Annotated in this window: 12 protein-coding genes; 6 read left to right on the forward strand and 6 right to left on the reverse strand. The window is 71.8% G+C overall.

Annotated features, from left to right (window positions below):
• Positions 1-2: 2 nt before the first annotated feature.
• A complete protein-coding gene (locus tag Q9G87_RS15485) occupies positions 3-1649 on the reverse strand; it encodes a RecQ family ATP-dependent DNA helicase (RefSeq protein ID WP_305917034.1) in 1647 nt (548 codons plus the stop codon).
• 233 nt (positions 1650-1882) lie between these two features.
• On the opposite strand from Q9G87_RS15485, the gene Q9G87_RS15490 reads away from it, so the two are divergent.
• Positions 1883-2824: a serine hydrolase domain-containing protein gene (locus Q9G87_RS15490; protein ID WP_305917035.1), complete on the forward strand. Its 942-nt coding sequence runs from the start codon at positions 1883-1885 to the stop codon at positions 2822-2824.
• A 1-nt stretch (position 2825) separates the two neighbouring features.
• Here Q9G87_RS15490 and Q9G87_RS15495 read toward each other — a convergent pair whose 3' ends face one another.
• Entirely contained in the window at positions 2826-3683 is an 858-nt protein-coding gene (locus Q9G87_RS15495; RefSeq protein ID WP_305917036.1) for a LuxR C-terminal-related transcriptional regulator, read from the reverse strand.
• A gap of 86 nt (positions 3684-3769) precedes the next feature.
• On the opposite strand from Q9G87_RS15495, the gene Q9G87_RS15500 reads away from it, so the two are divergent.
• Together Q9G87_RS15500 and Q9G87_RS15505 are read left to right on the forward strand one after the other, a co-directional pair.
• Positions 3770-5377: an AMP-binding protein gene (locus Q9G87_RS15500; protein ID WP_305917037.1), complete on the forward strand. Its 1608-nt coding sequence runs from the start codon at positions 3770-3772 to the stop codon at positions 5375-5377.
• A 79-nt stretch (positions 5378-5456) separates the two neighbouring features.
• Positions 5457-5654: a DUF5708 family protein gene (locus tag Q9G87_RS15505; RefSeq protein WP_305917038.1), complete on the forward strand. Its 198-nt coding sequence runs from the start codon at positions 5457-5459 to the stop codon at positions 5652-5654.
• A gap of 8 nt (positions 5655-5662) precedes the next feature.
• Here the strand turns inward: Q9G87_RS15505 and Q9G87_RS15510 are convergent, their stop codons facing one another.
• Positions 5663-5818 carry a hypothetical protein gene (locus Q9G87_RS15510; RefSeq protein ID WP_305917039.1) on the reverse strand — a complete coding sequence of 52 codons (156 nt, stop codon included), beginning with the start codon at positions 5816-5818 and terminating at the stop codon, positions 5663-5665.
• A gap of 165 nt (positions 5819-5983) precedes the next feature.
• Between Q9G87_RS15510 and Q9G87_RS15515 the strand changes: the two genes are divergently transcribed.
• The 3 genes from Q9G87_RS15515 to Q9G87_RS15525 are packed head-to-tail and all read left to right on the forward strand — an operon-like array spanning position 5984 to position 9268.
• Positions 5984-7534: an ABC transporter substrate-binding protein gene (locus tag Q9G87_RS15515; protein ID WP_305917040.1), complete on the forward strand. Its 1551-nt coding sequence runs from the start codon at positions 5984-5986 to the stop codon at positions 7532-7534.
• A gap of 1 nt (position 7535) precedes the next feature.
• Positions 7536-8450, forward strand: a complete 915-nt coding sequence (locus Q9G87_RS15520; protein WP_305917041.1) for an ABC transporter permease — start codon at positions 7536-7538, stop codon at positions 8448-8450.
• Positions 8447-9268: an ABC transporter permease gene (locus Q9G87_RS15525; protein WP_305917042.1), complete on the forward strand. Its 822-nt coding sequence runs from the start codon at positions 8447-8449 to the stop codon at positions 9266-9268. Before Q9G87_RS15520 ends, Q9G87_RS15525 begins: the two co-directional genes overlap by 4 nt.
• A gap of 14 nt (positions 9269-9282) precedes the next feature.
• On the opposite strand, the gene Q9G87_RS15530 is transcribed toward Q9G87_RS15525, so the two are convergent.
• From Q9G87_RS15530 to Q9G87_RS15540, 3 genes are read right to left on the reverse strand one after another with little or no spacing between them, the layout of a single operon-like run.
• The gene (locus Q9G87_RS15530; protein ID WP_305917043.1) at positions 9283-10554 is read right to left on the reverse strand and encodes a cytochrome P450; all 1272 of its coding nucleotides are present in this window, start codon (positions 10552-10554) and stop codon (positions 9283-9285) included.
• Between the two features lie 10 nt (positions 10555-10564).
• A complete protein-coding gene (locus Q9G87_RS15535; RefSeq protein ID WP_305917044.1) occupies positions 10565-10756 on the reverse strand; it encodes a ferredoxin in 192 nt (63 codons plus the stop codon).
• Complete coding sequence (locus Q9G87_RS15540; protein ID WP_305917045.1) at positions 10753-11370, reverse strand: TetR/AcrR family transcriptional regulator; 618 nt, start codon at positions 11368-11370, stop codon at positions 10753-10755. The genes Q9G87_RS15535 and Q9G87_RS15540 overlap by 4 nt, the downstream gene beginning before the upstream one ends.
• Between the last annotated feature and the right edge of the window lie 187 nt (positions 11371-11557).

An 11557-nucleotide genomic window follows, 5' to 3' on the forward strand; every position in this document is an offset into this window, starting at 1 on the left:
ACCTACGTCCGGCGGAGTACGTCCTCCACCGCCGCCAGCGACAGGGTCTTGTAGCCGACCGAGTCGAACAGCACGGTGATCCGGTCATGCTCGCGGCTCATGACCGTCCCCGGCCCCCACATCGCGTGCGTCACCTTCGCCCGCACGGGGAACGCCCCTTTGCCGGGCACGGGCACCGGCTCGGACGCCTCACCGCTCGCGCAGGTGTCGCACGCGCCGCACCTGCGGGGGTACGGCTCGCCGAAGTATTCGAGCAGGAACCGGCGGCGGCACCCCCTGGTCTCGGCGTAGCCGCGCATCATGTCGATCCGCGAGTCGTCGACTCGGTGCCGCGCCTCGTCCAGCTCGACCGCCCGCGCGGCGGCCTGCTGCGGCGTCATCCTGCCGGCGGTGTAGCGCAGGTCGCCGGTGTCGGTCACGGAGAGCGCGCCCGCCCGTTCCAGCAGGTTGACGAGCCTGGTGAGGCGTGACGTGCTCACCTTGAGCAGCGCGGCCAGCTCGCCCGCGGGCACCGTACCGGCGTGCTCGCGAGCCAGCGTCGCCACGCGCAGCAGCGCCTCGCGGTCGGCTCGGCCGCCGGCGAAGAACCGGCGCAGGCCCAGGTCCTCCTGCCGGTAGAACAGCACCGCCGAGGCGGGCGCGCCGTCCCGGCCCGCCCGGCCGATCTCCTGGTAGTACGCGTCGGGCGATTCCGGCGGCTCGGCGTGCAGCACGTAGCGCACGTCGGGCCGGTCGATGCCCATGCCGAAAGCCGAGGTCGCGACCACGGTGTCCACCTCTCCCCGGGTGAACAGCTCGTGCACGCGGGTGCGTTCGGCGCCCCGCATGCCCCCGTGGTAGGGCTCGGCCCGGCGTCCCCTCGCGGCCAGCGCCGTGGCGTACTCCTCTCTCTCCTTGCGGGTGGCGACGTACACCAGGCCGAGACCGCCGCGGGAGGCGGCGTGCTCGACCAGCGCCTGGCTCTTGTCCTCCGCTCGGACGAACCGCCGGACCTCCAGCGAGATGTTCGGCCGGTCGAACCCTCTGACGATCTCCACCGGGTCGGCCAGTCCGAGCGACCCGACGATCTCCTCGCGGACATTCGGCGCGGCGGTGGCGGTCATCGCCACCACCGGCGGATGTCCGAGACGCCCGATGACCTTCCCGAGCCGCTGATAGTCGGGGCGGAAGTCGTGCCCCCAGGAGGAGACGCAGTGGGCCTCGTCGATCGCGATCAGCGACGGTCCGGCCTGCGCGAGCCGTTCGACGACGTCGGGCTTGGCGAGCTGTTCCGGAGACAGGAACACGAACGCCGCGTCCCCTGCCGTCACCTTCTCCAGCCCGGCTGCCACGGAGGAGGTCGAGTTCACCGCCACGGCGCCGCCCGCGTCGGCCTTGAGCAGGGCGGTCACCTGGTCACGCTGGAGCGCGATGAGCGGCGAGACGACGACCGTCGGTCCCCCGAGCAGCAGCGTGGGAAGTTGGTAGACTGCCGACTTGCCGCCCCCGGTCGGCATGACGAGCAGCACGTCACGCCCGTTGAGCAAGTGCTCCATCGCCTCCTGCTGGCCCGGTCGCAACTTCTGCCAGCCAAAGCGCTGCCGGGCCGTGGCCCGTAACCGCCGCCCCTTGAGCCCGAACCGGCCCTTCAGCCCCATCCACCATCGCATGCCACTCATCCTTCACTAGGTGGGCGGTCATTACCCGCCCTCGCGGACCGCATGCGCTGTGCGCGGTAGTCGCAGGACATCCGTACGCAAAACGCGACCCCGTCGCCGGGCCACAGGACCCGTACGGCCTCACGCCGACGCCGGCTCTGGCGGGCTGGGGCGGTCAGCCGAGGCGGAGGGGGAGGGTGCGCGGAGACGCTCGGCGTGGAGCGCCATCGAGTACGGTCTGATGCATGCCGCGACTGCCGCAGCGTATCGCCGATGCCGGCTACCGCCCTGGCGAGCCGCTCGTCCTCGGGCTGCAGCACCGCGACGCCCCACCCCTCTTCCACGCACAGGGATTCACGGCCACCGGCGGCACCCTCACCGCCATGACCCCCGTCTACGCGGCATCCCTGTCCAAACAGATCACCGCCGCCTGCGCGGCACTGCTCGTCCAGCAGGGCGCGCTGGACCTGGGATCCGCCGTGTCGGACTGGCTGCCCCAGCTCCCCCCATGGGCCGAGGCCGTCCGGCTCCGGCACCTTCTGCACCACATCGCGGCTCTGCCACCCGACGCCGAGATCGACGCCCTCATGGACGGCGACCGCACCAGCCACGGCGTCATCCGGGCCCTCACCCGCTTCCCCGCCCTCCAAGGCAGGCCAGGCAGCGAGTACGTCTATTCGAACGCGGGATACGTCTGCCTGGCCGCCGCAGCGGAACGGGCGGCCGATCAGCCCCTGCCCGGCTTCGCGCACCACCATCTCTTCGCCCCCCTGGCGATGAACGACACGTGCTACTGGCCCGGGCCCGCCCCCGCACCTCCCGGCGCGGCGCCGCTGGCACGTCGGCATCCGGCACCGCTGTCCTTGGGCGACGGAGGCGTGTGGACCACCGCCACAGACCTCCTGCGGTGGAGCCAGGCCCTCAACGCCGACGAACTCGGCATCTCCGCCCTCCTGCAAACCCCGGGCCGCCTCGAGGACGGAACGCCGATCGACTACGCCTGGGGAATGGGAGTGCGCACGCACGCCGGGCACCGCGTCTATCGGCACGGTGGTGGCTGGTGGGGGCTGCGAGCCCGGCTGGCCCGGCTGCCCGGGCTGGGCGTGAGCGTCGTGCTCATCGCCATCGCCGACGACACCGAACGCCTGGGAGACCTCCTCAGCGGCCTTCTCGACGAGGTGACGTAGCTCAGGGGAGGAAGCCGCGGCGGCGGGCGGCGATGACGGTTTCCGTGCGGGTGTGGGTGCCCAGTTTGCGCATGGCGTTACGCAGATAGCTCTTGACCGTCTCCGGGCGGATGCCCAGCCGGCCGGCCGTCTCGGCGTTTCCGCAGCCGACCGCGACCAGGGCCAGCACGTCCAGTTCGCGTGGCGACAGCGGGTTCGGCCGGCCGTCGGCAGGGCGGCCGCCGGGGCGGGCCAGCCGGTCGCACACGTCCGCCAGCCGTGCCCGGATCCCGGCGTCTCCGATCTCCTGCGTGATGGCCCTGAGCTGGGCGTGGGCCAGGCGGACGGCCTCCCACTCCCCCGCGGTCGGCGTCTCACGGGCGGCCCGGGTGATGGCCGCCGTCTCCAGCTCGGCCAGCCTGCGTTCCACCTCGCGGCGCACGGTCACCTCGAAGCTCACCCGGGCGGCGACCTGGGTCATGGCGTCCAGCACGCGGTCGCTGATCGACAAGGGCTCGCGGATCCCGCCGTACAGGACACCGGACACCGTGCCGTGCACCGTGACCGGCACCGCGGCGATCGCCCGCAGCCCCTCGACGGTGACCGGTTTGTCGTACTCGTGGCTGATGCGCGGGTCGGCGGCGTAGTCGTCGACGGCGCCGGGGCGGGCCGTCGTGATCACGCGGCCGCCCAGCCCGTTGCCCGCGCTGACGACCAGACCGCGCAGGGCGCCGGTCAGGGTGCCGCTGAACTCGGTCAGCGTGACGCCGTGCCGCCCGTCCGGCACCAGCCCGCCGAACGCGACGGGCAGCCCCGTCGCCCGGCGCAGCCGTCCGACGGCGGTGTGGAGCGCCTCGGCGGGCACGTGCAGTGCGGCCATGTCACCAAGCATGGACGAGCCCGGCTGCGGCAGGCTACCCCCGAACGGGGGTGGCGGCGGGCTCGGTCCCGGGAGATCCTGCGTGCATGGTTGCTGACGCAATGGTCTCGTACGCCTCCGGCGGGTCGGAGATGCCCCTGCTGGGCGAGACGATCGGGGAGAACTTCGAGCGCGCGGTGGCGCGGTTCGGTGACCGCGAGGCGCTGGTGGATGTGGCGGCCGGGCGCCACTGGACGTACGCCGAGCTGGACGCCGCCGTCAACGAGGTGGCGCTCGGCCTGCTGGCCCGGGGCGTCGCCAAGGGCGACCGGGTCGGCATCTGGGCGCCCAACTGCGCCGAATGGGTGCTCGTCCAGTACGCCACCGCGAAGATCGGCGCGATCCTGGTCAACGTCAATCCCGCCTACCGCGCCCATGAGCTGGCGTACGTCGTCCAGCAGTCCGGCATGCGGCTGCTCATCAGCGCGGTCACGCACAAGACCAGCGACTACCGGGCGATGATCGGCGAGATCGGCTTCGCGGACGCGATCTTCATCGGCGAGGACGACTGGGACGAGCTGGTCGAGAGCGGCCGGCGCGGCGACCCGGCCGCTCTGCGGACGCGGGCGGCGGAGCTGACGTTCGACGACCCGATCAACATCCAGTACACGTCGGGCACCACCGGCTTCCCCAAAGGCGCCACGCTGTCGCACCACAACATTCTCAACAACGGCTACTTCGTCGGCGAGCTCCTCGGCTACACCGAGCGGGACCGGGTGTGCCTCCCGGTGCCGCTCTACCACTGCTTCGGCATGGTCATGGGCAACCTCGGCGCGACCTCGCACGGCTCGTGCATCGTGCTGCCGTCGCCCGGCTTCGACCCGGAGGCGACGTTGCGGGCCGTGCAGGAGGAGCGGTGCACGTCCCTGTACGGAGTGCCGACGATGTTCATCGCCGAACTCGCCGTGTCCGGAAATTTCAATCTTTCCACCCTCAGAACCGGCATCATGGCGGGCTCCCCGTGCCCCGTCGAGGTCATGAAGCGCGTGGTCAGCGAGATGAACATGACCGAGGTCGCCATCTGCTACGGGATGACCGAGACCTCACCCGTCTCCACGATGACCCGCGCGGACGACGGCCTGGCCCGCCGCACCGAGACCGTCGGCCGCGTGATGCCGCACATCGAGGTGAAGATCGTGCACCCGGAGACCCGGCTGACCGTACCGCGGGGTGAGCCCGGCGAGCTGTGCACCCGCGGCTACTCGGTCATGCTCGGCTACTGGGGCCGGCCGGAGGCCACGGCCGAGGCCATCGACGCCGCCCGCTGGATGCGTACCGGCGACCTGGCCGCCATGGACGCCGACGGCTACGTCAGCATCGTCGGCCGCATCAAGGACATGGTGATCCGCGGCGGGGAGAACATCTACCCGCGCGAGATCGAGGAGTTCCTGTACGGCCACCCGGCCATCCACGACGTCCAGGTGATCGGCGTGCCGGACGAGAAGTACGGCGAGGAGCTCATGGCCTGGATCGTCATGCGGCGGGGCGCCGAGCCGCTGACGGCCGAGCAGATCAGGGAGTTCTGCGCGGGACGACTGGCCCACTACAAGATCCCCCGCTACGTGCACGTGGTGGACTCCTTCCCGATGACGGTCACCGGGAAGATCCGCAAGGTCGAGATGCGCGAGCAGGCCGCCCGCCTCCTCGGCAGCTGAGCGTCACCCGAAAGATGTACACCGATCTCCTCAACGCGCAGGAAGATCGGCGACCTGGCTCTTCACTAGCGTTTCCGGCATGACCTCCGCGCGTAAAACGCTCCTCACCGGCCTGGCCACCTTCGTCGGCGGCCTGGCGCTGTGGTTGTTCGGCCTCGACGAGGAGATCTTCATCTTCACGCCGTCGAAGATCGGCCTGGTCCTGATGGTCCTCGGCGGAGTGGAGACCCTGTACGGCGTGTACAAGACCGTGCGGAGCGACGCCGAGCCGGGTTGATCGTCACTTCAGCGCGGCCGGCTCGGCTCGGTGCGCACCCAGACGTCCTCCCCCACCTTCCGGCAGGTTCCGCCGGAGCCGTGCGTGACATCCGGTACGGGTTCGTGGCAGGCCGCCTGCGGAGTCGCCGCCGTCTGCGGCATGACGTAGACCGCCAGTCCCATTGCCGAGTTCAGGAGAAGTCCCAGCAGGACAGGCGTGAGGAGCCTGCCAGGGCGGCCTTGGCTAAGCCATGCATGTGCGGATCTTCTCAAAGCGCCAGCCCGCTTTCCACCAATGATGAAAACCATTATCGTTGTGGCAGGTGGGACGGCTGAGGGGAGACAAGGGTGCGGAGACGAGCCGCGGTCGCGGTGCTGGCCACGCTGTTAGGGATGGCCCTGTCGGGGTGTGGCGGCTCGCCCGAGGCCCCACAGGAGACCGGCCTCCTGACCTTGGCGGCTCCGCGTGACCTCGTCGCTGGACCGCAGGACCCCTACTTCACGCACCAGACGCTCCGCATCTGGGAGCCGCTGGTGACGGTGGACGACAAGCTGCGGCCGGCGCCCGCGCTCGCCACCTCCTGGGAGAGCGCGGACGGCGGGCGGCGGTGGACATTCACGCTGCGCGAAGGGGTGCGCTTCAGCGACGGGACGGCGCTGAACGCCGAGGCGGTGGTGGCCAACGTCCAGCGGTTCCTGCGGATCGCGCCCCGCCAGTCGGCGTTCTTCAGCCTCGACGCCGGGATGGAGGTGGCCTACGGGCAGCTGGAGGAGGTGCGTGCGGACGGCGGGCGGGTGACGTTCGAGCTGCGGCGGCCGGTAGCGGATCTGCCCGGGCGGCTGGCCGGCTTCTACAGCATGATCCAGTCGCCGAAGGCGTTCGCCGCCTCCGGGGACTTCGCCGGGAACCCGGTGGGGACCGGGCCGTACACGCTGACGCGGTGGGCCAAGGGGCAGCAGGCGGAGCTGGCGGCCAACCCGCGCTACTACGGGGCTGCGCCGGCGTACAAGAAGATCGTGGTCAAGGTGATCCCGGACGCCAACGCGCGGGTCGCCGCGCTGCGCGCCGGCGAGGTCGACGGGCTGATCGACAAGGGGGCGCTGCTGTCCGGGCAGGTCGCGGCCGTCGCCGCCGACAGCCGGTTCCGGGTCGTCCGCAGTCCGTCCGTCCTGACGCACTACCTCACGTTCAACGGCTCGCGTGAGCCCTTCTCCGACCCGCGGCTCCGAGAGGCGGCGGAGCTGGCCATCGACCGCAGGACGATCGCGGACAAGCTGCTCGCCGGCACGGCCAAGCCGGGCGCCGCGTTCCTGTCGCCGGTCTTCGGCGAGCTGTCCGATCCGACCGTGGCGGCCGCCTACGACCCGGCCAAGGCCCGGGCGCTGGTGGACGCGGCGGGCCGGCCCGCCGCGCCGGTCACGATCCTGATCTCGTCCGCCGAGACCGGGCAGTTCCCGTACACCGACATCGCCGAGGTGCTGCGGGCCGCGTTCGAACAGGCGGGGCTGCCGGCGAAGGTGACCGTGGCCGAGGCGACGAAGGCCGTGATGGAGGCCGGGGACTACGACGTCTTCCTGAGCGCGTACAGCGTGCCGAACGGGGACGCCGACTACCTGTTCCGCCGCTTCCTGCGCTCGGACGCGGCCTGGAACGTCGACCGCAAGCTCGGCTACCGCAGCAAGGAGTTCGACACGCTCGTCGACCAGGCCGCGACCGGGACCGACGAGGCGAAACGGCGGGACCTGTACCGGCGCCTGCAGCGGCTGCTCGCGGCGGACCGGCCGATGATCCCGCTGGCGTACCAGGACAATCCCGTGGTGACGACCACCGAAGTCGGCGGGGTCGTGCAGAATGCGGCGTATGTCATCGATCTCGGCAAGCTGACGCCGTCGGGCTGACGTGCGGTTCCTGCTGCGGCGTGCCACGGAGACGCTGCTCGTGCTCCTGGTGCTGTCGGTGCTGGTCTTCCTCTTGACCTCGCTGGCGCCCGGGGATCCGGCCGAGGAGATCCTGCGCCGCGGCGGGATCCAGCCGACGGCGGCCAGCGTCGCCGCGCTGCGTGCCGAACTAGGCCTCGACCTGCCTCTCCCGGTCCGGTACGTGCGGTGGTTGTCCGATGTGGTGCGCGGCGACCTCGGGCTGTCCTACGTGGACCGGTCCCCGGTGACGGGCGAGATACTGTCCCGCCTGCCCGCGACGCTGCGGCTGGCGGGCGCGGCGGCGCTCGTCGCGGCCGGGCTGGCCCTGCTCGCCTCGCTCCGGCCGCGAGGGCTGGGCGGCCGGGTCATCACGGCGGTGACGGTGGTGGTCGCGAGCGTGCCACCGTACATCGCCGGGATCCTGCTGATCAGCGTGGTCGCGGTCGGCCTGCGCGCGCTGCCGACCGGGGGCGACGCCGGGCCGGGCGCCGTGGTGCTGCCCGCGCTGACGCTCGGGCTGGCGGGCGCCGCCACGCTGACCCGGCTGCTGCGCGCCGATCTGGCTCAGGCGCTCGCGTTGCCGTTCGTGCGGCTGGCCGCCGCCAAGGGGCTGAGCGCGCGGCGCGCCGTGACGGTGCACGCGCTGCGGGTGGCCGCGCCGAACGCGATCACGGCCGGGGGCGCGGTGCTGGCCGACCTGGTGGCGGGCGCCGTGGTGGTGGAGACGCTGTTCTCGTGGCCCGGGGTGGGGCAGCTGGCGATCTCGGCGATCCGGCAGCGCGACGTGCCGGTGGTGCAGGCGTACGTGCTGGTCATCGGGGCGGCGACGGTCCTGCTCCTGGCGCTGGCGGACCTGTGCCTGGCGGCCGCCGACCCGCGGGTGCGCCGCCCATGAACGGCCCCGACCCCGCCCGGCGCCTCTGGAGTTCGTCGCCAGGGACGGGCCGTGCGGGGATCGCGATCCTGGCGGCGATCGTGGCGTTCTGCGGCCTCGCGCCGCTCCTGTCCCCCCACGACCCGTACCTGCCCGACCCGGCCCTCGCCCTGCTGCCGCCCAGCCCGCGGCACTGGCTCGGCACCGACCAGCTCGGCCGCGACCTGCTCACCAGGACGGCGGCGGCCGGCGCGGTCTCCTTCGTGACCGCGTTCGCCATCACGGCGATCACCACGGCACTCGGCACTCTGGCCGGCGCCGCCGCGGGACTGGCCGGCGGGTTGCCGGAGAGGCTGCTGCGGCACGCGGCCACGGTGGCGCTGGCGCTGCCCGGCCTCACGCTCGCCCTGGCGCTGGCGGGGGTGCTACCACCCGGCCCGGGCACGATGGTGGCCGCGCTCGTCCCGTTCGGCTGGGTGAACTGCGGCCTCATCGCCCACACGGCCACCCGGCGCGTGGCCACGTCGGACTTCGTCCTCGCCGCCCGCGCCCTGGGCGCCTCCCCGTCCTACCTGCTACGCCGCACCATCGGCCCGCACATCGCCGGGCCGGTGCTCACGGTCGCCACCGCCGACCTCGCGCGTACGCTGATCGCGGCCACCTCGCTGAGCTTCCTCGGTCTCGGCCTGCCTCCGCCGGTGACCGACTGGGGCGGCATGGTGACCGACGCCGTGCCGCTGCTGATCGCAGCCCCCCGCCTGGCGATCGCCCCAGCCCTCGCTCTGGCGCTCACCGGCGTGGCCATCACTCTCGTGGTCGACGCCCGCCGGCTCAGTTAGGGGGCGGGTGGTGGTCAGCCGACGCGGAGGGGAAGGGTACGCGGGCCGCGGACCTGGCCCGCCGCCCAGGTCACCGCCGAAGGATCGGCCAGTGCGAAGGCGGGGATGCGCTCCATCCAGACCTCCAGCGCGACCCGCAGCTCCATGCGCGCCAGGTGGGAGCCCACGCAGCGATGGATGCCCAGGCCGAAGGCGACATGGCGGTTGACCTCGCGGTCGATGACCACCTCGCCCGCCCGCTCGAACTGCACCGGGTCGCGGTTGGCGGCCGGGAACGACAGCAGCACCCAATCATCGGCCTTCATGTCCACGCCGTTCCAGCTCATGTCCTCCTTGACCAGCCGCGCCATCGTCACCGGCGCGTACACCCGCAGCAGCTCCTCCATCGCCGTCGGCAGCAGCCCGGGCTCGGCGACCAGACGCTCCCGGTCGGCGGGGGTCTTGGCCAGGTGCCACAACGATGCCCCGATCGCACTCCAGGTCGTGTCGATGCCGGCGATGAGCAGCAGCGCCATCGTGCCGGCCACGTGGTCGGGAGCGAGCTTCCTGCCGTACAGCTCAGCGTTGATCAAGTAGGTCGTCAGATCGTCGCGCGGATGGTCCACATGGTCGCGGATCTGGGCCAGAAGGTAGTCGAACAGCTGCCCCATCCGCACGATGCGCTCCTCGGGCGGCAGGTTGACGCCTTCGAGGGCGTTCTCGATGAACTCGCGGAAGCGCGGCCCGTCCTCGGGCGGGAAGCCCAGCATGTCGGAGATGACCCGCATCGGGATGTGCTGGGCGTAGTCGGCGGCGGCGTCGACCACCTCCTGACCCTCCAGCGCGTCGATGAGCTCGTGGCAAAACGCCCGGGTCGCCGCCTCCCGCCGGGCGACCGCGCTCTTGGTGAACGCCGGCAGCAGCAGCCTGCGCGCGTCGTGGTGGAACGGCGGGTCCGACGAGATCGGCGGCGTGCCGCCCACGGGGGCCAGCTCGCGCGGCGGCCGGAAGTTGCTCATGATGATCGACCGCGACGAGAAGCGCTCGGTGTCGTAGGCGATGGCCGCGACGTCCTCGTAGCGCGTGGGCAGCCAGCCGCCGCCGAACCGCCCCGTGTGCGCGATCGGGCAGCGCTGCCGCAGGTCGTCCTGGATGGGGTACGGATCGGCCGCCCACTCAGGCTCGAGGTGCGAGAAGTCCGTCGCCCAGTCCGCGACCGGGCCGGTGACGATCTCATTGCGCGTGCCGAAGGGCTGGTCTCCGCGCGCCTCCCGGAAATCCTGGGCGAAGCGGTCGTCGATGGCCATGTCACACCTCCTAGAGGATCTCGATCGCTCGTTCCGGACAGTTGGCCATGGCCAGGCGTGCCGCCTGGGCCTCTTCCTGCGGTACGACGCCGTCGCCGAGCACCTGCCCGTAACCCTCCTCGTCCTCGCCGAACAGGCCGGGGGCGAGGTCGTAGCAGCGGCCGTGTCCCTGGCAACGCTCGGAGTCGATCTTCACTTTCACTGTGACGCTCCCCTCTGTGCTGAGGTGCCGGCGGGGGCGAAGGCCCTGACGACCCGGGTGAGCAACGCGCTCCACTCCCGGTCGTCGACCGCGTGCAGGTCGGGTGTGACGAGCGCGCTGCCCATCGCCAGCAGCAGGCAGAAGTGGACCAGCGCATCCGCCGACAGCGAAGGGTCGAGTTCGCCGTCGTTCTGCGCGACGCGCATGAGCCCGGACAGCCAGTCGGCGCGCTCGCCCATGTAGTCGCGCATCGGCCGGGCGACGTCCTCGTCGCGGCGGGCCGCGACGAGCGCCTCGACGATGAGGTAGCCGCAGGCCTCGCGGCGGCGGGGCAACCATCGGCCGACGACGAGGAGCAGGTCGGTGATGGGCCGGTCCGGGTCGGCGGCGAACAGGTCGGCGAGCAGCCGCGGCCCGTGGGCGCGCAACGCCGCCACGATCAGGTCGGCCTTCGAGCCGAAGTGCGCGTACAGCGCGCCGTTGCTCACCCCCGCGGCTGCGGCGATGTCGGCCACACGCGTGCCGTCGTAACCGCGCTCGGCGAACACCTCGGCGGCCGCCCGCAACAGCCGCTCGCGGGTCTCAGCGGCGGTAACACCTGCGATCCGCCCCATACGCGAATTAAACGACCGTTCATTTGATGCGTCAAGAGCCATCGAAAGCACGTACGACTGTTGTTGTCTGACGGCCTTTAAGATGACAGTCCGTCACGCCATCTGGAAGCGGACATGCCGGTAGGCCATCGGAGTGACAGTGGGGGCGTGTACGGCAGGAGGTTCGGCTCGGGAGATGGCGGCGCTC

The organism is Nonomuraea turcica (assembly GCF_030718205.1).
Taxonomy (GTDB): Bacteria; Actinomycetota; Actinomycetes; order Streptosporangiales; family Streptosporangiaceae; genus Nonomuraea.

Bases quoted from the DNA above. Each gene is read 5' to 3' on its own strand.
- Q9G87_RS15485 (WP_305917034.1), bottom strand. From the start codon at position 1,649: ATGCGATGGTGGATGGGGCTGAAGGGCCGGTTCGGGCTCAAGGGGCGG.
- Q9G87_RS15490 (WP_305917035.1), top strand. From the start codon at position 1,883: ATGCCGCGACTGCCGCAGCGTATCGCCGATGCCGGCTACCGCCCTGGC.
- Q9G87_RS15495 (WP_305917036.1), bottom strand. From the start codon at position 3,683: ATGGCCGCACTGCACGTGCCCGCCGAGGCGCTCCACACCGCCGTCGGA.
- Q9G87_RS15500 (WP_305917037.1), top strand. From the start codon at position 3,770: ATGGTTGCTGACGCAATGGTCTCGTACGCCTCCGGCGGGTCGGAGATG.
- Q9G87_RS15505 (WP_305917038.1), top strand. From the start codon at position 5,457: ATGACCTCCGCGCGTAAAACGCTCCTCACCGGCCTGGCCACCTTCGTC.
- Q9G87_RS15510 (WP_305917039.1), bottom strand. From the start codon at position 5,818: ATGGGACTGGCGGTCTACGTCATGCCGCAGACGGCGGCGACTCCGCAG.
- Q9G87_RS15525 (WP_305917042.1), top strand. From the start codon at position 8,447: ATGAACGGCCCCGACCCCGCCCGGCGCCTCTGGAGTTCGTCGCCAGGG.
- Q9G87_RS15530 (WP_305917043.1), bottom strand. From the start codon at position 10,554: ATGGCCATCGACGACCGCTTCGCCCAGGATTTCCGGGAGGCGCGCGGA.
- Q9G87_RS15540 (WP_305917045.1), bottom strand. From the start codon at position 11,370: ATGGGGCGGATCGCAGGTGTTACCGCCGCTGAGACCCGCGAGCGGCTG.